The sequence below is a fragment of the Acinetobacter sp. Li1LvA2 genome, from assembly GCF_056156705.1.
Window position 1 is genome coordinate 152106 of the sequence record NZ_JBSICF010000008.1, and the last position, 26333, is coordinate 178438.

Genomic DNA, 26333 nt, shown 5'->3' on the forward strand with positions numbered 1-26333 from the left:
CTCTTTTTATTTTTAGTCTTCTAGAATTTCTTCAAGCAACTCTTCACTAGGTGCAAAATAATAAGCGCCATCAAGTGGGGTCACGAAATGCAATAAACGGTCGTGAATACCATCTCCACTGGTACCGAACATACGTTTTAACATGGCATCAATAATGTTCAGGTCCTTGGTGTAGGCAATAAAAAATAAACCTTGATCGCCTCTGCCGTCGCCATAAGGCAGACTATGACGCAAGATTTCCATTTCTTCGCCTTCATCATCCTCAACAACAGTGCGGGCAACATGAGCATTTTCCGGTTTAACATCATCATCTAATTCAATAGATTCAAGCTTGGTACGGCCCATGACATTTTCTTGCGCATCGACTTTAAGTTTTTTCCATTTTTCTAAGTCGTGTGCATAGCGCTGCGCGAAAATGAAACTACCATCGGCAAATACTCCAGCCTCTTCGGGTAGAAGAGCTGTTTCTGCACGGTCATCTGGGAACTGAGGGTTTTCAGTACCGTCTATAAAACCTGTCATATCTCGGCCATCGAAATAGCGGAAGCAAACACGCTCATCAAGAACTTCGACTTTATCTTTAATACCTTCAAAAAATGCTTGGCTTAATGCAAAACAAATATCAGAGCGCATGCTGGCAATATGAATGAGTACATCTGCTGGCACAGATGGCATATTGAATGCACCTTGTTCTGGCTCAAGCTGTTTAAATCCTACAGGAGTTTGCGAATAGAGCTGTTTCCATAGTTCAGGACCAAAAGCGACTGCTGTTTTAATTTGAGCATCAGAATGCTGAGTAATTAGACGGTCTCGTGCTTCAAATAAAGCTGCAATTTGTTTTTTTAATTCATCAATTGATAAGTCTTTTAAACGAAGAACAATGAAGCGAGCATGATCTGATGGCAATGGCAAAATGACAGATTGAGCAGTCATTGGAAGGTATCTCCTCAATTATAATTTAGTATGAGCTTTAATTATTGTGCCTGATGCGGAGAGTCGTTAGTAGTCTATTTCTTGATTTTATTGTTTGAATTCTGACTGAGATAGTTTTATAAAACAGTATAATTCCACTTTTATAGTCTATTTTTTGCTATGTCTCTGCAAGTTTGGTTCGCTTATATGTTGGCCTGTTGGGTCATTAGTATCTCACCGGGTGCGGGAGCAATTGCTTCAATGTCGAGTGGTCTAAACTATGGTTTTAGGCATGGCTATTGGAATGCAATAGGTTTACAAATCGCTTTGCTACTTCAAATTATGGTGGTGGCAGCAGGTGTGGGGGTTTTATTTGCAACGACACCTTTGGCTTTTCAGTTTGTTAAATGGTTTGGTGTGATTTATTTGTTATACCTTGCTTATTTACAGTGGACAGCACCTATAAAAGATATAGAAATCCAACAAGAAAAAAGAGATAAATCTGTATTCGCGCTATTGTTAAATGGCTTTGTGGTCAATATTAGTAATCCCAAAGCGATTGTATTTCTATTGGCTGTCTTACCCCAGTTTCTAGATTTGGGTAAGCCTCAATGGATACAATACCTGATTATGACTGTAACAATGATTACGATTGATTTGATTGTAATGGCTGGATATACAGGACTAGCATCAAAGGTTCTAAGATTACTTCGCTCCCCTAAACAGCAAAAATATTTGAATCGGGGTTTTGCTGTGATGTTTAGTTGTGCGGCTTTATTATTGAGTACAGTTCATCAGGCGTCCTAATTTAGGCCGCCTGTGTTTGATTTTTTAGCTTTTGAGTTATAAAAATAACAGCGAAAGTTAAAGCCATACATAAGACAATACTCAAGCCTGTAGATATATTGAGTGCTGCGCTTGACCATAGGCCTACACTCACCCCAAGCTGGGCTAACACAAATGCCCAAACGACCATTTGCTTTGGCGAGTTTGCTAGTAGGCGAGCGCTTAAAGCAGGTATTACGAGTAATGCACCCATAAGCAAAGAACCTACTGCACGTAAGGCTAATACAGTAAATAAAGCCAATAACAGCATGAAAATAAGACGTTGCCAGTTCGCATTTACCCCTTCACTAATTGCAATGTCCGGATCAATTGCAAACTGTATTTGCGGCTGCCAAAAGCGGTAAAGAATTGCGAGTGATAGCGCAATGATTAAAGTGAAAACAGGCAAGTCGGGCCAATCAATACTCAACAAGTCACCAAATAAATAACTTAAAAGTTCTGGTCTTAAACTTGGAACATGTTGAATAAATAATAAACCACTACAAAGTAATGTCGCTGAACATAAGGCTAAGAGCGCATCATTGGGTAAGCGATTGTCATGTAGGGCCCATAAAATTGCGACCAGTAAAACCGCAGTGCCTGCAACACCAAGCCAAAGAGGAAGGCTTAACGCACCTGCAATAGCAACTCCAAGTAGTGTTCCGTGTGCCATGGTGTCAGCAAAAAAAGACATGCGTCTCCAAAGCATTAGACAACCAAGAGGTGCGGTTAAAAACACCAGCAAGGTTCCCATAATCCATGCGGGCAACAATAATTGTAACCATTCCATCATGGCTTAAGCTTCCGGTTCTGGGTGGATGTGAGGACGGTCGTTATGAGGGCAGGGGTGTGCTGCATCACCGTGAGCGCAATGATCATGATGATGTTGGTAGAAAACCCGTTGAGTTCCAAAGATAGCCTGATATTCAGGATGTTGTTGAATGTTCTCGGGCAACCCACTACAGCAAATATGTTTATTCAAACACACTACGCGGTGTGTTCCTTCCATCACCCATTGTAAGTCATGAGAAACAATTAAGATTGCGCAACCATATCGTTCTGGCAGACTACGGACATATTCATAAAGTTCAGCTTCTGACTGAATATCTAAACCTTGCATCGGTTCGTCAAGAACTAAAATATCTGGCTGGCGAAGTAGAGCACGCGCTAGTAATACGCGTTGGCGCTCCCCCCCGGAAAGTTGTTGTACTTTTGATTGTTGTAACTTGGAGATACCAGTGTCTTGAATAATTTCCTGACGAAGGGCAGGGCTGCACTTTTCTAAATCAAGTAAATCCTGCACACGCAAAGGTAGACTGTGTGAAGGATTAAATTTTTGTGGCACATAAGCCATTTTCAATTTTTTATAATTAACAATACGTCCGCTACTCGGTTGGAGAATGCCGAGTAGAACTTTAATCAGTGTTGATTTGCCAGCACCATTTGGTCCAATTAAAGACACAATTTCATTTTGATGTAGAGCAAAATCAACTTTTTTTAAAATTTCCCGATTATCACGATGAACAGAAACCTGCTCAAGCTGAATTAATACAGGATTTAACGAGTTGTGCGGCACTGTTGGCATTTCCCCGATATTTCAATAATGCTGTGTTGAGCCACGAACTCATCTGACGCTGCAAGTTGGTCAAGCTGGTGAGTTAAACCTTGAGAAGAGGCTTCTTTAACCATATGACATTCAGTGCAAATTAGGAATGCTGCTTGATGGCCTTCTCGAGGGTGGCAACAGGGAATATAGGCATTAATAGAAGTTAGGCGATGGATTAAACCTTTTTCTAATAAAAAATCTAAAGTTCTATATACAGTCGGAGGAGCGGCCGGACGATCAGTTTGACTTTTTATACGTGCGAGTAGGTCATAGGCGCCCATTGGACCCGAAGCATTTAAAATGAGTTCCAAAACTTCTTTGCGCAAAGGCGTAAGTCGTGCGCCAGTCGCAGAACATAAATTTTCTGCTTCAGCTAAACGGTTTGCGACATTATGGTGATCATGCACACCATGCAAAGAATCATGATGTTCATGCGAGCAGGAACTCATAGAAATAACCTCGAATTTTTAACGGAATATTAGCATGAAGCGATGCTTCATTCGATTAATCTTAGGTATTTTTGTAACTTTGTTATATTATAACATGCTTCGAGCTAATTTAAATTGATGGTCTGTCATGTTCCGTTTTTTTGTTTTCAGTATGTTCTCTCTTTTGAGTACGTTAGGGTGGAGTCAGGGTTTGGTGGTTTCTACACACCCGATCTATCTGATTGCAAAAGAAGTCACTCAAGGTATTGAAGAACCACAACTCTTATTAAAGGGACAAACTGGGCATGACGTACAATTAACCCCAGCGCACCGTAAAGCAATTAATGATGCATCATTGGTCATTTGGTTGGGTAAGGCTCATGAAGCACCTCTAAATAAATTGTTAGGTAATAATAAGAAAGCCATTGCCTTATTAGATAGTGGCATAGTTTCTGTTTTACCCCTGCGTAGTACCCGCGGTGCGGCTTTACCTAATACAGTAGATACCCATGTGTGGTTAGAACCAAACAACGCGGTTCGAATCGGTTTCTTTATTGCGGCTTTACGTTCCCAGCAGCATCCTGAAAATAAGGCTAAATATTGGAATAATGCCAATATCTTTGCTCGTAAAATGTTTCAGGCAGCACAGGCTTACGACAGTACAAGTAATGGTAAGCCATATTGGTCATATCATGATGCCTATCAATATTTAGAACGCTCTTTAAATTTAAAGTTCGCAGGCGCTTTGACAGATGATCCTCATGTTGCACCAACAGCAGCTCAAATTAAGTATCTTAATGATAATCGACCAAAAGATCAGATGTGTTTGTTAGCGGAAAGTTTTACTACTAAAAGTCAGTATCAAAAATTAGGTAACATTACTTTTCAACCCGTAGACGAGAGCATGAATAATGAGGATGATTTCGTCACTGCATGGAAGAAACTGGCTATAAAAACAGATAAATGTGTATTAAGTACGCAAAAGTAAGATAAAAAATAAACAAAGGCTGACTGTAGCGTCAGCACCTCCTGTCATGAAAAACCCCGACTAAAGTCGGGAAAAGATTGCATGTTCAGGGGTGTAACTCTATAATGCCTGCGATTAAAAGCGATCATCAGCTAAACTTGTCAAGCATTTATGCTGTGAGTGGATAAATAATGAGCCAAACTAGTCGCTTGATTGACCGACGATTAGCAAAAGCTTTGGTCTTCTTACAAGCATGTATGATCCCTGTTTCCGCCCTAGTGGCGTGGAGCATAAAAGACATGACAGCAGCATTAAGTGCGGCACTTGGTGCACTGGTTTGCTGGCTTGCTATGAGTTATTTCTCGTGGCAATCCTTCAGAACAGCAGGTGCGAGAGCATCAAAACAAGTGCTGTCTAACATGTATAGGGGCATGTTAGGCAAATTTGCAATCATGATCGTTGGATTTATTTTGATTTTGAGCAATGTTAAACCTTTATCACCGTTAGCATTGCTGTTTGGTTTTATTCTCGTTCAGACAATGTCGTGGGTCGCTCCGTTTTGGGTGTCACGTCTACAAAAACGGGTGTAGAAACAAGAAGAATTGAAGATTTTTTGGAGGGTAGCGAGATATCGACAGTGCGCCGATGTTCGTTTCCCTTCTTTTTAGTAATTGACATTGACCAGGTGTGATTTATGGCTGCTGAAGAACATGCCCTCACTTCGACAGAGTATATCAAGCATCACTTGACCAATATGACCTATGGCAAAATGCCAGATGGTACATGGAAATTGGCTGAGACTGCTGAAGAAGCTCATTCGATGGGGTTCACTGCAATTCACTTGGATTCAATGGGTTGGTCGATTGGCCTTGGTGTTATTTTCTGTTTGATGTTCTGGATCGTTGCGAAAGCTGCTAATGCAGGTGTTCCAACTAAATTCCAGTCTGCAATTGAAATGATCATCGAGTTTGTTGACTCAAGTGTCCGTGATACTTTTCATGGCAAATCACGTTTAATCGCTCCGCTTGCACTCACTATTTTCGTGTGGATTTTCCTCATGAACTTAATGGACTTGATCCCAGTTGACTGGATTCCTCAAGTTGCAGCGTTTGTAGGTGCAAACGTATTTGGTATGGACCCTCACCACGTTTACTTCAAGATCGTTCCATCTACAGATCCAAACATTACTTTAGGTATGTCTTTATCTGTATTTGTACTTATCTTGTTCTACAGCATCCGCGAAAAGGGTGTTAGTGGCTTCGTTGGTGAATTGGCACTTAACCCATTTAACCCAAGTAATCCAGTTGCAAAAGCGTTGCTTATTCCAGTGAACTTGATTTTGGAATTGGTAACATTCCTTGCTCGTCCGATTTCATTAGCTCTCCGACTATTCGGTAACATGTATGCCGGTGAGTTGATCTTTATCCTAATTGCTTTATTGCCGTTCTGGATTCAATGGGCGTTGTCTGTGCCTTGGGCGATCTTCCACATTCTTGTAATCACGTTGCAGGCATTCATCTTTATGATGCTTACCATCGTTTACTTGAGCATGGCAAGCGAAAAACATTAATGGTATTGCCTAACTATCAAACGATGGTTGGGCTGAATTTTTTTAATTTAATTTGGTAATAACCTAACCTCTGAGGAATTTTTCATGGAACTCACTTTAGGTCTAGTTGCAATTGCATCTGCTATCTTGATCGCTTTCGGTGCTTTAGGTACTGCGATTGGTTTTGGTCTTTTGGGTGGTCGCTTTTTAGAAGCTGTTGCTCGTCAACCAGAATTGGCTCCACAACTTCAAACTCGTATGTTCTTAATCGCGGGTCTTCTTGATGCTGTGCCTATGATCGGTGTTGGTATTGGCTTGTTCTTCATCTTCGCTAATCCATTTGTAGGTTAATCATCTTAATTCCTAAATCCACTATTTGAGGAATTGCAATGAATATCAACCTCACATTGATTGGTCAAGCGATTGCGTTTGCATTCTTTGTTGCATTCTGCATGAAGTTTGTTTGGCCACCACTAATCAATGCGATTAGTGAGCGTCAGCGTAAAATTGCTGATGGCTTAAATGCAGCAGAAAAAGCGAAAGCTGATCTTGCCGATGCACAATCGCAAGTAAAGCAAGAGCTCGATGCAGCTAAAGCACAAGCGGCTCAATTGATCGAACAAGCGAACCGTCGTGCAGCACAATTGATCGAAGAAGCTCGTACTCAAGCTGCGGCTGAAGGTGAGCGTATTCGTCAACAGGCTAAAGAAGCTGTTGATCAAGATATCAATTCTGCTCGCGAAGAATTACGTCAACAAGTAGCTGCTTTGGCAGTAACTGGCGCAGAAAAAATCCTGAACCAGCAAGTTGACGCAGAAGCTCATAATGCCATGCTGTCTCAGCTGGCTGCTAAACTTTAAGAGAGGCGAATCATGGCTGAACTCTTGACGTTGGCACGTCCGTATGCCAAAGCAGCATTTGCTTATGCTTCTGAGCAAGGTGCAACAGACAATTGGTCGAATGCGTTACAAGTGCTCAGTGCTGCGGTGCAAGACGAAGCATTTTCCGCTTATTTAAATCGCCCTGAACTTACTCCTGTGGAGCAAGTGAAGCTTTTTGCTAAAGTTTTAGGTGAAGGTCAGTCTCAAGCAGTGTCTAACTTTTTGACACTTCTTGCAGATAACGATCGTTTAATGTTGTTACCTGAAATTGAAGCAGAATATGAACAGCTTAAATCACAGAATAACAACAATGTGGATGTCGTGATTGAATCGGCTTTCCCATTAACTGCTGAACAAGAGCAATTGTTGAAATCTGCTTTAGAAAAGCGTTTCAACAGCACTGTAACTGTTTCAGTTGAAGTTAAACCTGAGCTTATTGCAGGTGTTGTAATTCGTGCAGGCGATCAAGTGATAGATGATTCTGCGCTTAACAAGCTTGAAAAAATGCGTACTCGTCTTCTTGCATAATGCAAATGATGAAGACTGAACTAATAAAAGATTGAGGAATAGCGCAATGCAACAACTGAATCCATCCGAGATCAGTGCGCTCATTAAACAGCGTATCAGCGATCTGGACACCAGCGCGACCGCTAAAAACGAAGGTACCATTGTTATGGTATCCGACGGTATCGTGCGCATTCACGGTCTTGCTGATGCAATGTACGGTGAAATGATCGAATTTGACGGCGGCTTATTTGGTATGGCACTGAACCTAGAACAGGATTCAGTGGGTGCCGTTGTCTTAGGTAACTACTTAAGCCTTCAAGAAGGTCAAAAAGCTCGTTGTACAGGTCGTGTACTTGAAGTTCCAGTTGGTCCGGAACTTCTTGGCCGTGTTGTCGACGCTTTGGGTAACCCAATTGATGGTAAAGGCCCAATTGATGCAAAATTAACTGATGCTGTTGAAAAAGTAGCACCAGGCGTAATTTGGCGTCAATCTGTAGACGAACCTGTTCAAACTGGTTACAAATCAGTTGATACCATGATTCCTGTGGGTCGTGGTCAGCGTGAGTTGATTATTGGTGACCGTCAAACTGGTAAAACAGCGATGGCGATCGATGCGATTATCGCTCAGAAAAATTCTGGCATTAAGTGCGTATACGTTGCGATTGGTCAAAAACAATCAACAATTGCAAACGTTGTACGTAAGCTAGAAGAAACTGGCGCTATGGCGTATACAACTGTTGTCGCTGCTGCGGCTGCTGATCCTGCTGCAATGCAGTACTTAGCTCCGTACTCTGGCTGTACAATGGGTGAATACTTCCGTGACCGCGGTGAAGACGCTCTTATTATTTATGATGATTTGTCTAAGCAAGCAGTTGCTTACCGTCAAATTTCATTGCTTTTGCGTCGTCCACCAGGTCGTGAAGCGTATCCAGGTGACGTATTCTATCTTCACTCACGTCTTCTTGAACGTGCTTCTCGTGTATCTGCTGACTACGTTGAGAAATTCACTAATGGCGCAGTAACTGGTAAAACTGGTTCTTTAACTGCATTGCCAATTATTGAAACTCAAGCAGGTGACGTATCTGCATTCGTACCAACGAACGTAATTTCGATTACTGACGGTCAGATCTTCTTAGAAACATCATTATTCAACGCAGGTATTCGTCCTGCTGTGAACGCGGGTATCTCTGTATCTCGTGTTGGTGGTTCTGCTCAAACTAAGATCATCAAAAAATTGTCTGGTGGTATCCGTACTGCTTTAGCACAATACCGTGAATTGGCTGCGTTTGCTCAGTTCGCTTCTGACCTTGATGAAGCAACTCGTAAGCAACTTGAACATGGTCAACGTGTAACTGAGTTAATGAAGCAAAAGCAATATGCTCCTTACTCAATTGCTGACCAAGCTGTTTCTGTTTATGCATCTAACGAAGGCTATATGGCTGACGTAGAAGTTAAGAAAATTGTAGACTTTGATGCTGCGTTAATTTCTTACTTCCGCGCAGAATATGCTCCGTTGATGAAACAAATCGATGAAACTGGTGATTACAACAAAGACATCGAAGCAGCAATCAAAGCAGGTATTGAAAGCTTTAAAGCGACTCAAACTTACTAAGTTCAGTTTTAGTTAAGTTTGGTTCACGGATCAACCTTCGGAAGCTCGAAAGAGCTTTCGAATACTAGGTTAAGCGTATGGCAAATTTAAAAGAAATTCGCGCCAAAGTAGCTAGTATCAAGAGCACGCAAAAGATTACTCGCGCGATGCAAATGGTAGCTGCTTCTAAAATGCGTCGTGCGCAAGAGCGCATGGCTCAGGGCCGTCCGTATGCCGATAATATGCGCCGTGTAATTGCTCACTTGGTCCAAGCAAACCCTGAATATAAACACCGTTATATGGTTGATCGCCCAGTTAAGCGCGTTGGCTATATCGTAGTGTCTTCAGATCGTGGTTTGGCAGGTGGCTTGAACATTAACTTGTTCAAGAAAGTTGTGCAGCATGTCAAAGCACAACAACAGCAGTCAATTGAAGTTGAATTTGCTTTAATTGGTCAAAAAGCGGTTTCGTTTTTTAAGAATTACGGCGGTAAAGTGCTTGGTGCAACTACCCAACTTGGCGATGCGCCGAGTTTGGAACAGTTAACTGGCTCAGTACAAGTTATGCTTGATGCATTTGATAAGGGCGAATTAGATCGTATCTACCTCGTATCAAATGGCTTCGTTAATGCAATGACTCAGCAGCCTAAAGTAGAACAACTTGTTCCTTTAGCACCAGCAGAAGAAGGCGATGATCTCAACCGTACTTATGGTTGGGACTATATCTACGAACCAGAAGCAGAAGAATTGTTAAATGGTTTGTTGGTTCGCTATATCGAGTCTATGGTTTATCAAGGTGTGATTGAAAACGTTGCATGTGAGCAGTCAGCTCGTATGGTCGCGATGAAAGCAGCGACAGACAACGCAGGACAACTGATTAAAGACCTACAACTCATTTACAACAAGCTGCGTCAAGCCGCGATTACTCAGGAAATTTCCGAGATCGTTGGCGGTGCCGCTGCCGTTTAACATTATTAAGTTTGAATTGAGGAGACAGCAATGAGTAGCGGTCGTATCATTCAGATCATCGGCGCGGTTATCGACGTCGAGTTTGAGCGCAATAGCGTTCCTAAGATCTATGACGCTCTCCAAGTTGACGGTACTGAAACTACATTAGAAGTTCAGCAACAGCTTGGCGATGGTGTTGTTCGTACCATCGCAATGGGTTCTACAGAAGGTCTTAAACGTGGCCTTAACGTAACCAGCACAAATGCACCGATTTCTGTTCCAGTAGGTCCAGCTACGCTTGGTCGTATCATGGACGTTTTGGGTCGCCCGATTGATGAAGCAGGTCCTGTTGCGACTGAAGAGCGTTTGCCGATTCACCGTGAAGCACCTTCTTATGCTGAACAAGCAGCTTCTACTGATCTTTTAGAAACTGGTATTAAAGTAATTGACTTACTTTGCCCGTTTGCAAAAGGTGGTAAAGTTGGTTTATTCGGTGGTGCTGGTGTTGGTAAAACCGTTAACATGATGGAGTTGATCAACAACATCGCGAAAGCTCACTCAGGTTTATCTGTGTTTGCTGGTGTTGGTGAGCGTACTCGTGAAGGTAACGACTTCTATCACGAAATGAAAGATTCTAACGTTCTTGACAAAGTAGCAATGGTCTACGGTCAGATGAACGAGCCACCAGGTAACCGTTTACGCGTAGCGTTAACTGGTTTGACTATGGCTGAATACTTCCGTGATCAAAAAGACGAAAATGGTAAAGGTCGTGACGTATTATTGTTCGTCGACAACATCTACCGTTATACACTTGCGGGTACTGAAGTATCAGCATTGTTAGGTCGTATGCCATCTGCAGTAGGTTACCAACCTACACTTGCAGAAGAAATGGGTGTTCTTCAAGAGCGTATTACATCTACTAAATCTGGTTCGATCACATCGATCCAAGCAGTATATGTACCTGCCGATGACTTAACAGATCCATCTCCTGCAACTACATTTGCTCACTTAGATGCAACAGTAGTATTGAGCCGTGACATCGCATCTTCTGGTATCTATCCAGCGATCGATCCACTTGACTCAACTTCACGTCAGTTAGACCCATTAGTTGTTGGTCAAGAGCATTATGAAATTGCTCGTTCTGTACAGAACGTATTGCAACGTTATAAAGAGCTTAAAGACATTATCGCAATCTTGGGTATGGATGAATTAGCTGAAGAAGATAAATTGGTTGTTTACCGTGCGCGTAAAATCCAACGTTTCTTCTCTCAACCATTCCACGTAGCTGAAGTGTTTACTGGCGCTCCTGGTAAATTAGTACCACTTAAAGAAACGATTCGTGGCTTTAAAGGTCTATTAGCTGGTGAATACGATCACATCCCAGAACAAGCGTTCTATATGGTTGGTGGTATTGACGAAGTGATTGCTAAAGCTGAGAAACTCTAATTTAAGGAGATCATCTCATGGCGACTATGCAATGTGATGTCGTAAGTGTTAAAGAGTCTATTTACTCTGGCGCAGTGACGATGTTAATCGCGAAAGGTGCTGGTGGTGAGCTTGGTATTTTACCAGGACACGCTCCACTCGTAACCTTGCTTCAACCGGGCCCGATTCGTGTTCAGTTGGAAAATGGTACAGAAGAAATCGTCTATGTATCTGGCGGTGTTTTAGAAGTTCAACCTCATGTTGTAACGGTTCTTGCAGATACTGCAATCCGTGCAGACAATTTGGATGAAGCTGCAATTTTAGAAGCACGTAAAAATGCTGAACAATTGCTTGCGAACCAAAAGAGTGATTTGGACTCAGCTGCTGCTTTGGCATCTCTATCAGAGATTTCAGGCCAGCTTGAAACAATCCGTAAAATCAAAAACCGCGCTCAATAAGACGCGGTTCGAGATTGAAAAAGCCACCGTAAGGTGGCTTTTTTTATAAGTTAATTTTTAAGATTCAGTTTTTGAGTCTGATTTTTCATCTCCAGCCATAATCATGGCAGCAAGCTTCACCATATCCATTTGAATAGTATTCAGCTGTTTTTCAATTTGGTCAAAATTGATTTGATCTAATTTCCCATTTAATAACGGCATACTAAGAGCTTGTTGATTGGCATGTAGTAAACTTTGGCGGATATTCTCAATTTCCTGACTTTTGATATCTAAGGTGAGAAGAGCTTGATTTAAACCTTGTAATTGCTGTTTTAAAGTTGAAACAGTTGTTTTTAATTCACTTTGATTCTTATCTTGAATTGCTTGTTCAACGTCAAGTTGAGTGTCTTTAAGCTGTTCAACATAATCTCCAGCTTTAAGCTGTAAATTAGCAGCATCTCGGACCATATAAAAAATATTGCCGCTTTTGAGTTCAGTTTTGCTAGGAGCAATATCTGATTCTTGTCGTTCAATAGCTTGATCAGATGCCTGTTCACTTATTTCAGTATTTTCTTGTTCAGTAGCATGATCTCGTGCTTGATCACACCCGAGTAAAAGCATGCCTGAGGCAAAAATTACAAAAGGAAGAAATGCACCCTGTAAAACTTTTTTCATAACTACAAACAACATCAAATAAAGCAAATAGGTACTATAGGCATAAAATATGGAGAAAGATTGTATTTTTGCAAACAAACAACACTTTGAGTAGATAATAAAAAAGAGCGTAGAAACGCTCTTTTTCACGTTTTTAAAAACGTTATTTTGCTAACTCTGCTTCAACGGCTTTAACAATTTGTTCGTCATCAGCAGTTAGGTTTGGAGCAAAACGAGCTACTACCTCGCCATTTTTATTAATTAAGAATTTTTCAAAGTTCCATAAAACTTCTGGAGCTGGATTAGTTGGAATACCTAAACCTTCTAAGCGTTCACGGAAAGGTCCTTCACCAGTACGTTCTGGTTGAGCTGATGTCAAAGTTGCATAAAGTGGATGCTTATCTTCACCTGCAACAGACACTTTAGAGAATAAAGGAAAGTGAACATCGTAATTTAATGAACAAAATTGCTGAATTTCTTCATCAGAACCTGGTTCTTGCTCTTTAAAGTTGTTTGCAGGGAAACCTAAAATTTCAAGACCTTGATCTTTCTTGGCTTGATAAAGCTTTTCTAAGCCTTCGTATTGTGGAGTTAAACCACATTTAGAAGCAGTATTTACAATAAGTAAAACCTTACCTTTGTATTGTTCGAGGTCAACCGTTTCGCCTGAAATAGCTTTTACTGGAATGTGATATACAGATTGTGTCATGAGTCTTTCCTAAAGATTGTAATTGATATCAAGTAACGCATTTGTTTTAACTGCTATTGATGGGCAGTGCAATAATATTCGTGTTCAAAAAAGAAAAAGTTTTTAAAGATAAACTAAATTCTAGTTATTTCTAATTTGTATAGGTGTTTGCCCAGTATAGCGTTTAAAAAACTCGATAAAACTTGAGCTATGTTGATAACCTAAATCGTATGCTAAACGCTTAATGGATGTCCCTTGGCGGATCTGATGAATGGCATAAACAATTTTGGCTCGGTTACGCCATTCCGACAACGAAAGCTGAAGCTCTTGTTGACTCAAACGTAATAAGTGACGATCACTCACTGAGAAATTTTGTAGCAACTGCTGTAAAGAGTGATCAAAAAGTAATGGGTCTGAGAGTTTTTCTAGTATAGGCAATAAAACAGGATGTCGCGTTTGCGGTAAATAATGTGAATAGGCAGGAGCCTGTGTGAGTTGATCGAATAAAACTTGTAAAAGATGTTCTAAATATTCAGGTTTTTCGATTTGTTTTTGCTGTTTGAGAATTTGTAACACTAAGGTTCGAAAGAAAGGCTGAATACTAAAGCATTTACAGACGTCACCTAAGATAGAACATAGGCGTGGATGCAGGCGAATACAGATATAGTGAATTTCATGGTCGATATGAGTGGATTGATGAACAGTTTGAGGTGGAATCCAAAGACCATAGCTAGGGGGAGAAAGATATAGTTGTTCTTCGACTTGTATTTCTAAAATACCATTTAAGCTGAAATTAAAATCCCCCCAGAGAGAAGCATGAGGACGAACAATATCTTCTTTTTGGTATAGAAATTCATGAACTTCTATACTGTTCAATAAAGAAAATTGTTGGTCCTCATTTTTCATTTATTTACTCTGAATAATACTTTAATTTTCACAAGTCGCTTTAGGATTGTTTAAACCTTTTGCTAAGGTAAATGTACTTAGTAATGCTAGAGCAACAAAACTTAATACGCCATAAATTAAAGTATTTTCATTGAAATGATCAACTACATATCCACCTAATAATGAGCCTGTCGCAATCATCACCTGAAACATACCTACAAAAAGCGGCATACCCTTTTCAACTGCATTTGGTGCATGTACAAACATCCAGATATTTGCTGAGGTAGGGAAAGCGCCAAATGCGAAGCCCCATAAAGCTGTTAAGACAATAGCACCAAATTCATGAATGGCAAAAAGTGGGAATCCAAAAAACACAATTGCAAAGCAAGCGCTAACAAAGGCAAGTGTATATCGGACATTTAAATTACCGCTATATCCAGCAAACGCATTTCCGAAAATACCTGCAATTCCATAGAGCAATAATAATGAACTAATTGTTGTGCCGTTAAAGCCTGCAATATTTTTGAAGAAAGGTGCTAAATAGCTATAGGCACAAAAATGAGCAAGTCCGATTAGTAAAACAATCAACATACCGCTACGTGCTTTAGGGGTGCGTAATAATGCTGGTAAGTCTCTTATATGAATTGCGGAGTCTGGGACAAGTTTAGGTAAAAAGATTAACTGTAAGATTAAAACAATTAAACCAATTCCTGCGGTAATTCCAAAAGCGCTGCGCCAACCATAAAATTCACTTAACCATGTTCCAATCGGAACACCTAAAACTGTCGCAAAAGTTACACCTGCCATCACTACAGCTGTTGCTTTAGCAATAGGAAGATGTGAGGGAGCTAATTTCCCACTTAAAGCAATTGCTGTCGCCCAGAATCCACCAATTGAAATACCTAAAATTAAGCGACTGAGCAATAAAACATGAAAGTTTTCTGCAAAGGCAGTAATGGTATTTGCAATAACCATAATGGCTGTCAGCAAGATAAGCACATAACGCCGATCAAGTTGTTTCACGGATACAGGTAATAGAGGGGCGGCAATTGCTGCCATAATGCCGGGTACAGTAATGATAAGACCAGCTGTGCCTACAGAAATATTTAAATCTGTTGCAACACTATTTAAAACACCAACAGGTAAAAATTCACTTGTTACTAATGCAAACGCTGCAATCGCAACGGCCAAAATGGCAAACCAGCTCCCTTGAGGGGAGGTCATGGGTCGCGCTTTAGAAATAGAAGATTGGTCCATAGGAAATCCTTACTTGGCTAAATTTAGAGTGAAGAAAGGCAATTTATTAATTAACTAACGATCATTATGAAAATAAAATAGTTGATAAAAAATCGAACGTCAATTAATTTAATAACGATTGTTATAAAAATAGATGTGATCTTTATGACAAATAGGCATGAAACGAATTTAGCTGTTACAGAAGACGCGCTGAAAAAAAAGCGTGGACGCCCTAAATGCTTTGATGAACAACAGGTTTTGCAAAAAGCAATGTTGCTGTTTTGGGAGCATGGTTATGAAGCAACGTCTATTAGTGATTTAACACAAGCTTTGGAAATTACAGCACCGAGCTTATATAGTGCCTTCGGCGACAAAGAAGGGCTGTTTTACAGATGTGTTGATTACTATTTAGCTCATGAAGGATGTCCGATTGACACTATATTTGTAGAAGCAAAAACCGCAAAAATTGCTGTTGAGTTATATCTTTATGACATTGTTAAAAGATTGGTTCAGCCGAATAAGCCAGCAGGTTGTATGGTGGTCGTTGCTGCTATGAATTGCTCTGATGCAACTCAAGATGTACAGCAAAATCTATTAGATAAGCGCATAAAGACAAAAGAAAAATTATTAAAACGCCTTCAGCAAGGTATGGAGCAAGGGGATTTATCTTCTCATGCTCCTTTACAGGAAATGACTGATTTTTATACTACTGTCGTTCAAGGGCTGACTATTCAAGCGAGAGATGGTGCGAGTAGCGAGCAATTACATAAAGTGGTAGGCCATGCGGTGAAAGCTTGGACATTATTTTAGATTCTAGAAAAAGATGATGTCCTAAGTTCAATATCAATGTCGGAAATACGATATTTCAATTTATTAAGACATTCTTCAAAATAAAATCTCTTTTGTAGATGGTGTATTACTATGAGTCAGGTCATGAAATATCACAAATGGGCATTTATTTTTCCCATTTTGGCAGTACTGATTTGGTCTTTAAATATTGTAGTCACCCGCTATGTCTCGGATTATATTTCTCCGGTAAGTATTAGTTTTTATCGGTGGTTAATTGCTTTTATTATTTTGACTCCATTTATGTTTTTGCCTGTTTGGAGACAAAGACGATTATTAATACCATATTTACCTAAGCTGGCTGTGTTAAGTGCATTTGGAATGGTGCTTTATCAAGGACTTGCTTATACGGCTGCCCATTATACTAGTGCAACCAATATGGGAATTGTGAATGCATTTATTCCTATCTTTACAATCTTTGTTTCGCTTGCGATTTTAAAAGATGTGCCTAATCGATTTGCAGTTTTTGGCAGTATTTTATCTTTCGCTGGTTTGCTATATGTCATGTCCCAAGGGAATATTAGCCACTTATTAAGTGGAGGCGGACATCTTGGTGATGCATTGATGATTATTGCCGTATTCTTCTATGCATTTTATGGGGTTTTCCTTAAAAAATGGCAGCTTCCACTTCCAATCATGACAAGCTTATATGTTCAGATCGGATTTTCTGTAATATTTCATCTTCCTTTAATTTTTTGGTTTGGACTAGATGCTTTAAATGCACAAAATGCACCAAGTGCTATTTATGCAGGTGTATTTGCTTCACTCATTGCACCGTTAGTTTGGATGTTGGCTGTTCAACAACTTGGCCCCAATAGAACAAGTATTTTTATGAACCTGGTTCCTGTTTTTACAGCAGTTATTGCAAGCCTTTGGTTATCTGAGCAATGGACCATCTATCACACAATAGGTGGGATTGTTATCTTAATTGGTATCATTATGGCTCAGAAAAAAGTCAGTCCTAAAAAGAGCAACTTAATGCAAGAGCAGAACTAAAGTCGTTAAAAAAACTATGGCATATTTTGAAAAAAACTGATGAAAATATGCCATTTTTTTCTTAGTTAAAGTTTTTCTATATGATTTATAAATAGTTTATAAAAGTAGGTTGAAATATAAATATTAAAAAAGCCGAGTAAAAATATTAATATAATTTTAATTTATAAGTGAAAAATCGTAAATTCCCTACACTTTTCATGCTTTTTTTAGAGAAATAATATATTTCTCTCATTTGATCTCTTACTACATAATAGCGACCACTACGAAAGACGTGCTTTTTTGCAAATTATCTTTCGTTGCAGAGATATCCAAACCCTCTGGATGCGGTATATACCCATCCTTTTTTATGCTCAGTTATCCCTATATAACTGAGCTTTTTTTTGTCTGAAATTAGGCGCGAATAATCTCTCCAGTGAGAGCATTAATAATTCTACTTGGTTGCTGACTTTGGCCTAAATCACCATTGAGATAGTTTAATTGTGAACCAAAGTATTGGCAGGCATCTTGTAGTGAATGAGCAGGCTCTTGCCCACTTGGGTTAGCACTCGTCGAGACAATAAAACCATGAAAAGCATTGCATAATGCCACACACAAAGGATGTGTGGTGACTCGAACAGCAACAAGTGGATGTTCACCTTTAATCCAAGAAGGAATATGTTCGCCAGCAGGTAATAGCCAAGTAGTAGCTCTTTCAGAAGGTTGATGATTCGTCCAACAATCAATAATTTCTTGTTGGGTTGTTTGAGGTAGCGAAGTGAGCAGGTGCTCAACTTGGCTAATATGACCTGCTAATAAAATCACTCCCTTTTCAATAGGCCTTTGCTTTAACTCAAGAATCTTTTGAAAAGCTTGTTCATTAAAAGGGTCGCAACCTAACCCCCACACTGCCTCAGTTGGATATGCCAAAACTTGACCTTGTTGTAAACATTCGGCTGCTTCGGTAACTGAGGTGGTAATCATGGTAATACTCTTCCTTTCAATCAAACAGAATTGCTATTGCGCTCCAGCACTAAGAGCGACAACGTAAATACAGCCCTGATTGTTGCATACATAAACCAAGTAGTTCTAGTTCCATGAGTGAAGAGGTGAGTTCTGCCACAGGTTGAAAGTGGTGTATGACAAGCTGATCAATATTTTGTCCGACCCAGTCTAAAGACTGATAAAGGTTAATCAAATGTTCAGGAATTTCTGGAGCACAAGAAACCACGACCTCTTCAGTTGAGTTCTGTTGCTGACTTTGCCATTGAGTAGGTAAAGCAAGATCTTCAATAATTTGTTCAGGATGATCGACTAAAATGGCTCCCTCACGAATAAGTTGATGGCAGCCCTGATGAAACTCACTGTAAATATGACCAGGAATGGCAAATACGGTTTTACCTTGCTCGGCAGCTTTGTTCGCAGTAATGAGGGAACCACTTTTTAAAGTAGCTTCTACCACTAACACACCTAAACTTAGGCCACTGACAATTCGGTTCCTACGAGGAAAATGTTGCTGTAATGGTGGCGTACCGGGCAAAAACTCAGTAATGATGGCGCCGTTTTGAGCCAAGATCTGTTCTGCAAGTTTTTTATTTTGAGCAGGGTAGGTACTATCTAAACCTGTTCCTGTCACGGCAATGGTACGTTGATGTGCTGAAGCCCCTTGGTGAGCAGCTTCGTCAATCCCATATGCCAAACCACTACTTACATAAAATCCTTTTTCACTTAAGTAATAAGCAAAATCATAAGCAACCTGACGACCATGTGGGCTTGGTTTTCGACTGCCTACAATCGCAATTTGTGGTTGTAACAAAGCTTGAGCTTGGCCTTTTCCAAATATGATGGGTGGATGGTCTGTATAAGGTAGTAATTGCGTAGGATAGCCAAGGTCTTCTGATGTTAAAATAAAGTCGGTATATTGCTGGATCTGCTCAATTAGTTTTTCAAACTGAGCTTGACCCTGAGCAGTTTGAAATTCATCTACGCGTTTTAAATGATTAGCATGTAACCCGAGATTGCACCATTGAGATAACCCAGCAGGTTGGACCGCTTTTTCACAGCCACCAAAATAATTGACAATTTTTTTGAAGCTAACTAATGAGTGTTGCACCAAATACCACACTTTAAGCGTGTGGTAATGGTGTGAAGAAAGTTGAGTAAGCATTGTAAAGGGTATATCCAGCGTTAATCATCAAAACGAGGTGGCTGAATACTTGAACCTACTTTAATAGGTAAGTCACTTTCTAATACGTAGGCATAGCTAAGCTGATCAAAAGTTCTAAAAACCATCAGACTACCAATTTGTTGTCCAGGCAACTGTATTGGTTCTTTGGTTTTAGGGTCTCGAATGGTCTCGCCTTTTTGAGTAATATCAAAAACTTGCCCTACTTGAATCCCTTGTGCTGTACCTCGGTCCAAAGTTACCACACTATTTTTTGCAGCGCTGCCAATTGAACCCATTACACGAATGATCTTACCAGCATCTGTAACTTGAGTGGCGTCTACCGGATAAAATAAAGTAGGTAATGTTGCTTCTTCCTCCGGCATAACCCGATCACCACGGCGTACTTCGGAATTGTAGCTATCAGTTAACTCCAGCGTTGTTATGTCTTTTTCAGAAGAGATCGCAATCCCTGAGGCAACTTGTTGCAGTTCAATACCTAGACTATGCTTTTTACCTTTAATGTCTGTGAAATAATAAGGTTCACCTTCACGGTAGACTGCATAACGTTTGCCATTAACTAAACCTTGTCCACGCGCATAAATGGTTTGGCCTCTTGCCGCAAGCACGCGTTGATCAGCAGTTCCCACTACATAAGGAGTATGTTCAATTGCATCGGTTGGCAAAATTGTGCTGTGTTCTAACCACTGTTTGATATGTTCAAGTGGAATAACAGGTACATTATCGTTAAGCGATTCCACACGAACTTGAGGTTGCAAGTTTGTCATTTGGCCTGTGTAGCGACGAATAATGCCAACGCAACCATCTCCCTCATCTTTACCGATTAATGGTCGACCCGCTAAACTGCATAACAACAATCGGTCACCAGGATAAATCCAGTGTGGATTTTTGACATGTTGATTATTTGCCCAGATTTCTGGCCAGCGCCAAGGTTTACTTAGGAAATGACCAGAAATATCCCACAGCGTATCTCCGCGTTTTACAACGTAGACATGTGGTGCATTGCTTTTTAGAGAGGGTGGATTATGGTTCGGACTAGCAGCATGAACCTCTGCTACTGTACCCATTGCAACCCCTGTAAAAAGTGCGAAAGCAAGTAAATGCTTTTTTATCCCCAAAGCATGAAATTCAACCATGCCGTTAAAAACCTTTTTCATTATGATAATTCCTAAAAATTATGCGTGCAGATGCGTTATAATAGGCGGCTTACACACAATTTTTCGATGAAGTATTTCCTTCATTTGGTTTTTCAATCAATGGCATAAGTGAGGACGTCAGTATGGCCTTATTACCTATTTTAAGTTTTCCTGATCCCCGTCTTCGTACCATTGCTAAGCCTGTTGAAGAAGTTACTGATGAAATTCGTCAACTTGCAGCAGATATGCTTGAAACCATGTATGCCGCACCCGGTATTGGTTTAGCAGCTTCACAGGTAGATCGTCATATTCAGTTAATCGTTATCGATTTATCTGAAGCTAAAGATGAACCCTTGGTTTTTATTAACCCCAAAATCACTCCACTGACAGAAGATAAGCAGCAGTACGAAGAAGGCTGCCTATCGGTGCCACAAATATACGACAAAGTTGAGCGCCCGTCACGTGTGAAAATTGAGGCAATTAACCTTGAAGGTCAAGCATTTGAGATAGAAGCTGATGGACTTCTCGCTGTTTGTATCCAACATGAAATGGATCACTTAAATGGCAAATTATTTGTGGATTATTTGTCGCCACTTAAACGTCAACGTGCTCGAGAAAAAGTCGAAAAAGTTGTTCGTCAACGTGAGCGTGAAAAAGTTGCAGTAAAACGTTAAAAATTTCTATTCTTGAAACATTAATATAGTGTGGATGTGATTTTTGGTTTTTCGTAGTGGTTTACTGCTTGCATGTGCAGCAGTATTTTTACAGGTTGCGGTATTTCTACAGCCGCTATTACCGAAGCAATATCAAATTGCTCCGGTCTGTGAAACTATTACTCGTGCTTTGCTTAAGCCCAAAGCACAGATGGAAACCATGTCACATACTATGCATTCACATCATGAACATCATATTGAACAGGCACAAGCTTCTGGACAACATGATCATCATGATGCAAATCACCAGTGTCAATATTGTACTGTCTATGCCAATCTGGTTTTACCACCTGAATTTGGTGTAAAAGAAGTTTTAGTCCGCATACAAGTCCGCTTGGTTGCCTATCAACAAGCATTTCGACATGTTTACTTTGCGCTACAGCGACTTTTCCTACTCCCTCAAGGGCGCGCACCGCCTCTATTTGCATAAATAAAAGCAATTTTTTGTTGGGGTCTTAACTGACTTCAATATCACTTTATTTATGTTTTAGAGCGTATAAAAATGCCACATTCTAAATTCTTATTACAACCTCTATGGGTTGCGATGCTTGCTGTCTCTCATTCGGGTCTCGTTTTTGCTAATTCAGAAAAAAATGATGCCGATACCCAAGCGCTTCACTCATTGGCACCTATTGTTGTTACAGCACAGCAAGGCAATGATGCAAATGGACTAATCGTACATGCAGACCCGAAACAGCCGATTCAGCCAGTACCTGCTACAGATGGGGCAGATTATCTACAAAGTATTATGGGTTTTAACTCAATACAAAGCGGTGGAACAAATGGTGATGTGACTTTCCGAGGCATGTTTGGTTCACGCATTAAAATTTTGACAGATGGAACGGAAAACCTAGGTGCTTGTCCAAACCGTATGGATGCTCCAACTTCTTATATCTCTCCAGAAAGTTATGATCGTATTTCTGTCATTAAAGGTCCACAAACGGTTCAATATGCCAATACAGGTTCGGCAGCAACAGTCCTGTTTGAACGTCAGCCTGAGAAACTCACCTCTGAAAAACCTTATCGTGGACAAGCGAGTGTTTTGCTAGGTTCATATGGGCGTATTGACCATAACGTTGAAGCGGCATTGGGTGATGAGAAAAAATATATCCGTTTAAATGCCAACCGTTCAGAATCCAATAGTTATCAAGATGGTGACGGCAATACAGTGCCCTCAGCATGGAAAAAGTGGAATGCAGATATAGCGCTTGGCTTCACTCCAGATGAAGACACTTGGATCGAGCTCACGGGTGGGAAATCTGATGGTGAATCGCTTTATGCTGGACGTTCAATGGATGGTTCTCAGTTTGCGCGTGAAAGCCTAGGGCTGCGTTTTGAAAAGAAAAATATCACTGATGTCATTAAGAAAATTGAAGGGCAGGTGAACTACAGCTATAACGACCATATTATGGATAACTTTAGCTTACGTACTCCGCCATTAGTTGAAATGAACCATGGTGGTATGACCATGCTGATGCCGAATGCGATGGCAATGCAAGTAACACGCCGTACACTAAATTCACGCTTAGCCATGACTTCTGAATGGAATAAGTGGAGTTTAATTACAGGTGTAGATTCTCAATTCAATAAACATGGCGGTAGCATGTCATCGCCAAATATGCCTTCTATGAATGTTCCATATCGTCAAGATATGCGTTTTCAATCATACGGTGCTTTTGGTGAGCTTGGTTATCAATGGAACGATCTCAACAAGCTGGTCACAGGTGTGCGTTTAGATCGAGTCACAGTTGAAGATGAACGTGCCGACTCTCAAGCACAAGGTTTTAACACCAAACTTGAAAAGACTTTACCAAGTGCATTTGTACGCTGGGAAAACCAACATTCTGAGCATGACCTAAAAAGCTATATCGGTTTAGGTTATGTAGAGCGTATGCCTGATTATTGGGAGCTTTTCTCGCCTAAACATGGTAATGCTGGCTCAACCAATACATTTAACGGTGTAAATCCTGAGAAAACATTACAGTTGGATATGGGCTTCCAGCAGCAACATGGTGCTTTAAATACATGGGCATCTGCTTATGCGGGCTTAGTAGATGACTACATTTTAATGAGTTATCACCATCATCCAAGTACTGGAATGGGTGGACATGATATGAGCCATGATATTACTGCGGGCGCTAAAAATGTCGATGCAACTATTGCGGGGGCAGAAGCGGGTATTGGATATCAATTTACTGATCATATTCAGGCAGATTTGAGTGCGATGTATGCATGGGGTAAAAACACTACAGATGATAAACCACTACCTCAAATTTCACCTTTAGAAGGTCGTTTAAATATCCGCTATGTGGCTGACAAATATAACTTAGGTCTGTTGTGGCGAGCAGTTGCTGAACAGAACCGCGTGAGTCTACATCAAGGTAATATCGTGGGATATGACCTAAAACCAAGTAAAGGTTTTTCGACTCTTTCTCTAAACGGAAGTTACAACCTTCGTAAAGATATCGATGTCTCTGTTGGTGTCGATAACGTATTAGATAAAACCTACACCGAACACTTAAACAAAGCGGGTAGTGCAGGCTTTGGATTTGCAAGTGAAGAGCAATTCAACAATATCGGAAGAAATTACTGGGTTCGTATGAGCATGAAGTTTTAATAAGCTATAGCGAATGAAATGAACTGAAAAATATTAATTGAATGAGAGAAATGAAATGACAAATAAATTATCGCCTGAGCAGTCTTGGTGGGGATGGAAGTTACTTATTGTGGCTTCTATCTTGAGCTTATTATTTATGATCATTTTTTACTTGGCGATCAATAATGAGCCTGACTATATGCCAAGTCAAAAAAATAAGCAGATGATGGAGTCGCCTGAGCAAATGAACCACGCTGAAATGCACATGCACAGTTCATCAGCTCAATAAGCCCCTTAATATTTGAAAAAGGAAGTCTGGTTAACAGGCTTCCATTTTTTATTTTTAGGTTTTAAAAATTATTGATGCATACTCGCTAAGGTTTTTGCCTTACCTTGATTCTGATAAAGCGTTAAGCCAAGCTTTTGTATATTGCGACCTGACTTAGATAAAAACTTTTCAACTTTTGGTGAAAGCTTCGCACCACTATAAAGTAGTGAATTGCGCACAATCAAATAATAAGCAAACCATGAAGCAGACTGCTGAGGCAATCCAAGTAGTTTCATTCTTTTCTTACCAATAAAAAATTGGGTAAGTTCTAAATGTTGCCGATATGCAAGCTTCTGCTGTAACGAGCGTAAATGCAGATATTTTCTCTCAAAAGGCTCTTTAGATAAGCTTGAACCTAGTTCAACACTGCTGTGATCAGAGCGAGGATGAGCAAACTGCATCCAGTAAAGTAATCGCCAACCTTCGGATTCAGATTGAATAAGCCATTTTTCATCAATACCCATTAACCAGCCAACATAACGCCAAAAATGTAAAAAACTCTTAGCTTCTTGTTTCGTTGGCCATACACCTAAAGCCCTAATACCAAGTAAAACTACACTGCTAAAAGCCAAATTAGTCATTGCCAAATCAAATTGATTAAGAGGAATCCCCCAAACTTCACTATCCCAGCGATCAGACTTCTTTAATTGCCGACGAACAAGTGCATGAATAAAGCGAACATAAATCGTTGACGTGAAACCTGAGCTTAAACGAGAAAGTCCCTGAGGTTCAGTAATATCAACCCACCATTTTGTGGTTTCTGCTAAACGATTACCCGCCTGTTTTTTCAACGCGCCCGTTAAAATTAGAGGCTGATTAAATCCAGGATATAAATATCCTGCCATTAAAGATAAATCTCTAAGGATAAAACCATTATTTACTCCTAAACGATGAGTAAATTTAACAGCCTCATCAATTTGGCGCTGATCTAACCATTCAGGCTTTTGTTCAATGTAATTAAAGAAATTTTCTAACTCAGTAGGTACCGGCTCAGATAGGTCATCGCGGCCTTGAAATAATATCTTCTCAAAAATCATGCGGTGATCTTTGGGGTTTTGCATAACCCAATCAATCACCTTATCCATTTCAATGTCTCCTTCACAAAGAGCGCGTTGTAAAGACACATATTCTGTATAGTTTGGTTGAGCTGTTTTTTCGCAACAGATATTTAAAAACTGAGTAAAAAAATTACTGTCTTGCATGTCATTAAAAGAAGCAAGTCGAGTTGGGCTAATTGTTTGCATATCGTTACTTACTTATTGAACTGAATAATAAATAGGCTAATATGAATAATTATTCGCATTCAATTCGCATTTAACGAATAAACAACCGATGAGAAAAGCTCCACAGCAACAGCGCTCAAAAATTATTGTTGACCATATTTTAGAGGCGACACAACACTGTATTGCTCAACATGGATTACTACATACCACAACTCCTAAAATTGCAGAGAAATCTGGAGTAAGTGTAGGTTCGATTTACCAATACTTTGAGAATAAAGATCAAATCATAGAAGAACTATTACGCCGTAAAAGCGAACTATTAGGACATCAACTTAAAGAGCTAGTTATGCAGCAAGGGAATATTCCTTTAGACCTGCTCATCCCCTTGGCGATAGAGCTAGGGTTTAATGCATTAAAAGCTGATCATGGATTTTTTATAGAAGTACTGAAACATTGGCATAACTATAGTCATTCGCAAGCTGCTCAGATTTTAGAAAAGCATTTTTTTGAAGTAGGACTTTATACATTTAGTAGAAATCCTCATCAGTGGGACTTCGAACAGGTGAAGCATAAATCCTTTGTAATTATTAATAGTACGCTTTTTACGATGATGCGATATGTGAGTCAGAACAATTTTCTTATATCAGAACAACAACTTAAGCGTGAATTGTCGAGCATGATCTTGGCTTATTTAGGTCAAAAATAAATAATTAAAATAATTACTTATATAAAACAATAGGTTGTATTGGCTGTTGATTTAAAAGTGAACGCTCAAGTCATAAGTTTCTAATTTTCG

Annotated in this window: 29 protein-coding genes and 1 pseudogene; 18 read left to right on the forward strand and 12 right to left on the reverse strand. The window is 40.0% G+C overall.

The window, feature by feature from the left end:
- Positions 1-12: 12 nt before the first annotated feature.
- Positions 13-933, reverse strand: coding sequence for a Dyp-type peroxidase (locus ACS604_RS15775; RefSeq protein WP_474772210.1), 921 nt, complete (start codon positions 931-933; stop codon positions 13-15).
- A gap of 159 nt (positions 934-1092) precedes the next feature.
- On the opposite strand from ACS604_RS15775, the gene ACS604_RS15780 reads away from it, so the two are divergent.
- Positions 1093-1719, forward strand: a complete 627-nt coding sequence (locus ACS604_RS15780) for a LysE family transporter (RefSeq protein ID WP_474772211.1) — start codon at positions 1093-1095, stop codon at positions 1717-1719.
- 1 nt (position 1720) lies between these two features.
- Here the strand turns inward: ACS604_RS15780 and znuB are convergent, their stop codons facing one another.
- The 3 genes from znuB to ACS604_RS15795 are packed head-to-tail and all read right to left on the reverse strand — an operon-like array spanning position 1721 to position 3792.
- Positions 1721-2530, reverse strand: coding sequence for a zinc ABC transporter permease subunit ZnuB (gene znuB, locus ACS604_RS15785; protein ID WP_004795302.1), 810 nt, complete (start codon positions 2528-2530; stop codon positions 1721-1723).
- 3 nt (positions 2531-2533) lie between these two features.
- Positions 2534-3322 carry a zinc ABC transporter ATP-binding protein ZnuC gene (znuC, locus tag ACS604_RS15790; protein WP_034591560.1) on the reverse strand — a complete coding sequence of 263 codons (789 nt, stop codon included), beginning with the start codon at positions 3320-3322 and terminating at the stop codon, positions 2534-2536.
- Positions 3295-3792 carry a transcriptional repressor gene (locus ACS604_RS15795; RefSeq protein ID WP_005309148.1) on the reverse strand — a complete coding sequence of 166 codons (498 nt, stop codon included), beginning with the start codon at positions 3790-3792 and terminating at the stop codon, positions 3295-3297. The genes znuC and ACS604_RS15795 overlap by 28 nt, the downstream gene beginning before the upstream one ends.
- A 127-nt stretch (positions 3793-3919) precedes the next feature.
- On the opposite strand from ACS604_RS15795, the gene ACS604_RS15800 reads away from it, so the two are divergent.
- The 10 genes from ACS604_RS15800 (at position 3920) to ACS604_RS15845 (ending at position 12096) form a co-directional block, all read left to right on the forward strand.
- Entirely contained in the window at positions 3920-4759 is an 840-nt protein-coding gene (locus ACS604_RS15800) for a metal ABC transporter solute-binding protein, Zn/Mn family (RefSeq protein WP_174729102.1), read from the forward strand.
- Positions 4760-4929: 170 nt separating this feature from the next.
- The gene (locus ACS604_RS15805; RefSeq protein WP_004795299.1) at positions 4930-5328 is read left to right on the forward strand and encodes an ATP synthase subunit I; all 399 of its coding nucleotides are present in this window, start codon (positions 4930-4932) and stop codon (positions 5326-5328) included.
- Positions 5329-5432: 104 nt separating this feature from the next.
- Positions 5433-6308 (forward strand): F0F1 ATP synthase subunit A, encoded by an 876-nt coding sequence (atpB, locus tag ACS604_RS15810; RefSeq protein ID WP_004795298.1) that lies wholly within the window; start codon positions 5433-5435, stop codon positions 6306-6308.
- 84 nt (positions 6309-6392) lie between these two features.
- Entirely contained in the window at positions 6393-6638 is a 246-nt protein-coding gene (atpE, locus tag ACS604_RS15815; RefSeq protein ID WP_000424060.1) for a F0F1 ATP synthase subunit C, read from the forward strand.
- A gap of 38 nt (positions 6639-6676) precedes the next feature.
- Entirely contained in the window at positions 6677-7147 is a 471-nt protein-coding gene (locus ACS604_RS15820; RefSeq protein WP_004795296.1) for a F0F1 ATP synthase subunit B, read from the forward strand.
- 12 nt (positions 7148-7159) lie between these two features.
- Positions 7160-7696: a F0F1 ATP synthase subunit delta gene (locus ACS604_RS15825; protein ID WP_004795294.1), complete on the forward strand. Its 537-nt coding sequence runs from the start codon at positions 7160-7162 to the stop codon at positions 7694-7696.
- A gap of 46 nt (positions 7697-7742) precedes the next feature.
- Positions 7743-9287 carry a F0F1 ATP synthase subunit alpha gene (gene atpA / locus ACS604_RS15830; RefSeq protein WP_004795293.1) on the forward strand — a complete coding sequence of 515 codons (1545 nt, stop codon included), beginning with the start codon at positions 7743-7745 and terminating at the stop codon, positions 9285-9287.
- A gap of 77 nt (positions 9288-9364) precedes the next feature.
- On the forward strand, positions 9365-10234 hold the full coding sequence (gene atpG, locus ACS604_RS15835) for a F0F1 ATP synthase subunit gamma (RefSeq protein ID WP_002114131.1): 870 nt from the start codon (positions 9365-9367) through the stop codon (positions 10232-10234).
- A gap of 30 nt (positions 10235-10264) precedes the next feature.
- Entirely contained in the window at positions 10265-11659 is a 1395-nt protein-coding gene (gene atpD / locus ACS604_RS15840; protein ID WP_004795290.1) for a F0F1 ATP synthase subunit beta, read from the forward strand.
- A 17-nt stretch (positions 11660-11676) separates the two neighbouring features.
- The gene (locus tag ACS604_RS15845) at positions 11677-12096 is read left to right on the forward strand and encodes a F0F1 ATP synthase subunit epsilon (RefSeq protein WP_004795288.1); all 420 of its coding nucleotides are present in this window, start codon (positions 11677-11679) and stop codon (positions 12094-12096) included.
- A 57-nt stretch (positions 12097-12153) separates the two neighbouring features.
- On the opposite strand, the gene ACS604_RS15850 is transcribed toward ACS604_RS15845, so the two are convergent.
- The 4 genes from ACS604_RS15850 to ACS604_RS15865 all read right to left on the reverse strand — a co-directional run bounded on the left by ACS604_RS15850 (position 12154) and on the right by ACS604_RS15865 (position 15559).
- Positions 12154-12750, reverse strand: coding sequence for a hypothetical protein (locus ACS604_RS15850; RefSeq protein WP_081402319.1), 597 nt, complete (start codon positions 12748-12750; stop codon positions 12154-12156).
- Positions 12751-12892: 142 nt separating this feature from the next.
- Positions 12893-13438 (reverse strand): glutathione peroxidase, encoded by a 546-nt coding sequence (locus ACS604_RS15855; RefSeq protein ID WP_004795283.1) that lies wholly within the window; start codon positions 13436-13438, stop codon positions 12893-12895.
- Between the two features lie 120 nt (positions 13439-13558).
- On the reverse strand, positions 13559-14323 hold the full coding sequence (locus ACS604_RS15860) for an AraC family transcriptional regulator (protein ID WP_312824555.1): 765 nt from the start codon (positions 14321-14323) through the stop codon (positions 13559-13561).
- Positions 14324-14344: 21 nt separating this feature from the next.
- The gene (locus ACS604_RS15865) at positions 14345-15559 is read right to left on the reverse strand and encodes an MFS transporter (RefSeq protein ID WP_312824553.1); all 1215 of its coding nucleotides are present in this window, start codon (positions 15557-15559) and stop codon (positions 14345-14347) included.
- Positions 15560-15694: 135 nt separating this feature from the next.
- Here ACS604_RS15865 and ACS604_RS15870 point away from each other — a divergent pair, with 135 nt between their 5' ends.
- The gene (locus tag ACS604_RS15870) at positions 15695-16348 is read left to right on the forward strand and encodes a TetR/AcrR family transcriptional regulator (protein ID WP_312824551.1); all 654 of its coding nucleotides are present in this window, start codon (positions 15695-15697) and stop codon (positions 16346-16348) included.
- A gap of 111 nt (positions 16349-16459) precedes the next feature.
- Positions 16460-17380, forward strand: coding sequence for a DMT family transporter (locus tag ACS604_RS15875; RefSeq protein ID WP_081399582.1), 921 nt, complete (start codon positions 16460-16462; stop codon positions 17378-17380).
- Positions 17381-17770: 390 nt separating this feature from the next.
- On the opposite strand, the gene tsaC is transcribed toward ACS604_RS15875, so the two are convergent.
- Genes tsaC through ACS604_RS15890 form a run of 3 tightly spaced genes read right to left on the reverse strand, consistent with a single transcriptional unit; the run spans position 17771 to position 20698 of the window.
- Positions 17771-18340: an L-threonylcarbamoyladenylate synthase type 1 TsaC gene (tsaC, locus tag ACS604_RS15880; RefSeq protein ID WP_013199176.1), complete on the reverse strand. Its 570-nt coding sequence runs from the start codon at positions 18338-18340 to the stop codon at positions 17771-17773.
- Between the two features lie 49 nt (positions 18341-18389).
- On the reverse strand, positions 18390-19523 hold the full coding sequence (dprA, locus tag ACS604_RS15885) for a DNA-processing protein DprA (RefSeq protein WP_474772218.1): 1134 nt from the start codon (positions 19521-19523) through the stop codon (positions 18390-18392).
- Between the two features lie 20 nt (positions 19524-19543).
- Positions 19544-20698, reverse strand: a complete 1155-nt coding sequence (locus ACS604_RS15890) for a LysM peptidoglycan-binding domain-containing protein (RefSeq protein WP_474772219.1) — start codon at positions 20696-20698, stop codon at positions 19544-19546.
- A gap of 122 nt (positions 20699-20820) precedes the next feature.
- On the opposite strand from ACS604_RS15890, the gene def reads away from it, so the two are divergent.
- The 4 genes from def to ACS604_RS15910 all read left to right on the forward strand — a co-directional run bounded on the left by def (position 20821) and on the right by ACS604_RS15910 (position 24275).
- Positions 20821-21351: a peptide deformylase gene (gene def, locus ACS604_RS15895; protein ID WP_004795267.1), complete on the forward strand. Its 531-nt coding sequence runs from the start codon at positions 20821-20823 to the stop codon at positions 21349-21351.
- A gap of 43 nt (positions 21352-21394) precedes the next feature.
- Positions 21395-21820: a DUF2946 family protein gene (locus ACS604_RS15900; RefSeq protein ID WP_005309169.1), complete on the forward strand. Its 426-nt coding sequence runs from the start codon at positions 21395-21397 to the stop codon at positions 21818-21820.
- A gap of 72 nt (positions 21821-21892) precedes the next feature.
- Positions 21893-24007, forward strand: coding sequence for a TonB-dependent copper receptor (locus tag ACS604_RS15905; RefSeq protein WP_474772220.1), 2115 nt, complete (start codon positions 21893-21895; stop codon positions 24005-24007).
- A gap of 55 nt (positions 24008-24062) precedes the next feature.
- Positions 24063-24275: a hypothetical protein gene (locus tag ACS604_RS15910; protein ID WP_174731527.1), complete on the forward strand. Its 213-nt coding sequence runs from the start codon at positions 24063-24065 to the stop codon at positions 24273-24275.
- A gap of 68 nt (positions 24276-24343) precedes the next feature.
- Here ACS604_RS15910 and ACS604_RS15915 read toward each other — a convergent pair whose 3' ends face one another.
- Positions 24344-25558 (reverse strand): oxygenase MpaB family protein, encoded by a 1215-nt coding sequence (locus tag ACS604_RS15915; RefSeq protein WP_474772222.1) that lies wholly within the window; start codon positions 25556-25558, stop codon positions 24344-24346.
- Positions 25559-25646: 88 nt separating this feature from the next.
- Between ACS604_RS15915 and ACS604_RS15920 the strand changes: the two are divergent.
- Positions 25647-26217 (forward strand): annotated as a pseudogene (locus tag ACS604_RS15920) (TetR/AcrR family transcriptional regulator).
- Positions 26218-26333 lie beyond the last annotated feature (116 nt).

What these genes read in the sequence shown, in the direction of transcription:
- ACS604_RS15775 (WP_474772210.1), bottom strand. Translation starts at nt 933, where the DNA reads ATGACTGCTCAATCTGTCATTTTGCCATTGCCATCAGATCATGCTCGC.
- ACS604_RS15780 (WP_474772211.1), top strand. Translation starts at nt 1,093, where the DNA reads ATGTCTCTGCAAGTTTGGTTCGCTTATATGTTGGCCTGTTGGGTCATT.
- znuB (WP_004795302.1), bottom strand. Translation starts at nt 2,530, where the DNA reads ATGATGGAATGGTTACAATTATTGTTGCCCGCATGGATTATGGGAACC.
- znuC (WP_034591560.1), bottom strand. Translation starts at nt 3,322, where the DNA reads ATGCCAACAGTGCCGCACAACTCGTTAAATCCTGTATTAATTCAGCTT.
- ACS604_RS15795 (WP_005309148.1), bottom strand. Translation starts at nt 3,792, where the DNA reads ATGAGTTCCTGCTCGCATGAACATCATGATTCTTTGCATGGTGTGCAT.
- ACS604_RS15800 (WP_174729102.1), top strand. Translation starts at nt 3,920, where the DNA reads ATGTTCCGTTTTTTTGTTTTCAGTATGTTCTCTCTTTTGAGTACGTTA.
- ACS604_RS15805 (WP_004795299.1), top strand. Translation starts at nt 4,930, where the DNA reads ATGAGCCAAACTAGTCGCTTGATTGACCGACGATTAGCAAAAGCTTTG.
- atpB (WP_004795298.1), top strand. Translation starts at nt 5,433, where the DNA reads ATGGCTGCTGAAGAACATGCCCTCACTTCGACAGAGTATATCAAGCAT.
- atpE (WP_000424060.1), top strand. Translation starts at nt 6,393, where the DNA reads ATGGAACTCACTTTAGGTCTAGTTGCAATTGCATCTGCTATCTTGATC.
- ACS604_RS15820 (WP_004795296.1), top strand. Translation starts at nt 6,677, where the DNA reads ATGAATATCAACCTCACATTGATTGGTCAAGCGATTGCGTTTGCATTC.
- ACS604_RS15825 (WP_004795294.1), top strand. Translation starts at nt 7,160, where the DNA reads ATGGCTGAACTCTTGACGTTGGCACGTCCGTATGCCAAAGCAGCATTT.
- atpA (WP_004795293.1), top strand. Translation starts at nt 7,743, where the DNA reads ATGCAACAACTGAATCCATCCGAGATCAGTGCGCTCATTAAACAGCGT.
- atpG (WP_002114131.1), top strand. Translation starts at nt 9,365, where the DNA reads ATGGCAAATTTAAAAGAAATTCGCGCCAAAGTAGCTAGTATCAAGAGC.
- atpD (WP_004795290.1), top strand. Translation starts at nt 10,265, where the DNA reads ATGAGTAGCGGTCGTATCATTCAGATCATCGGCGCGGTTATCGACGTC.
- ACS604_RS15845 (WP_004795288.1), top strand. Translation starts at nt 11,677, where the DNA reads ATGGCGACTATGCAATGTGATGTCGTAAGTGTTAAAGAGTCTATTTAC.
- ACS604_RS15850 (WP_081402319.1), bottom strand. Translation starts at nt 12,750, where the DNA reads ATGAAAAAAGTTTTACAGGGTGCATTTCTTCCTTTTGTAATTTTTGCC.
- ACS604_RS15855 (WP_004795283.1), bottom strand. Translation starts at nt 13,438, where the DNA reads ATGACACAATCTGTATATCACATTCCAGTAAAAGCTATTTCAGGCGAA.
- ACS604_RS15860 (WP_312824555.1), bottom strand. Translation starts at nt 14,323, where the DNA reads ATGAAAAATGAGGACCAACAATTTTCTTTATTGAACAGTATAGAAGTT.
- ACS604_RS15865 (WP_312824553.1), bottom strand. Translation starts at nt 15,559, where the DNA reads ATGGACCAATCTTCTATTTCTAAAGCGCGACCCATGACCTCCCCTCAA.
- ACS604_RS15875 (WP_081399582.1), top strand. Translation starts at nt 16,460, where the DNA reads ATGAGTCAGGTCATGAAATATCACAAATGGGCATTTATTTTTCCCATT.
- tsaC (WP_013199176.1), bottom strand. Translation starts at nt 18,340, where the DNA reads ATGATTACCACCTCAGTTACCGAAGCAGCCGAATGTTTACAACAAGGT.
- dprA (WP_474772218.1), bottom strand. Translation starts at nt 19,523, where the DNA reads ATGCTTACTCAACTTTCTTCACACCATTACCACACGCTTAAAGTGTGG.
- ACS604_RS15890 (WP_474772219.1), bottom strand. Translation starts at nt 20,698, where the DNA reads ATGAAAAAGGTTTTTAACGGCATGGTTGAATTTCATGCTTTGGGGATA.
- def (WP_004795267.1), top strand. Translation starts at nt 20,821, where the DNA reads ATGGCCTTATTACCTATTTTAAGTTTTCCTGATCCCCGTCTTCGTACC.
- ACS604_RS15905 (WP_474772220.1), top strand. Translation starts at nt 21,893, where the DNA reads ATGCCACATTCTAAATTCTTATTACAACCTCTATGGGTTGCGATGCTT.
- ACS604_RS15910 (WP_174731527.1), top strand. Translation starts at nt 24,063, where the DNA reads ATGACAAATAAATTATCGCCTGAGCAGTCTTGGTGGGGATGGAAGTTA.
- ACS604_RS15915 (WP_474772222.1), bottom strand. Translation starts at nt 25,558, where the DNA reads ATGCAAACAATTAGCCCAACTCGACTTGCTTCTTTTAATGACATGCAA.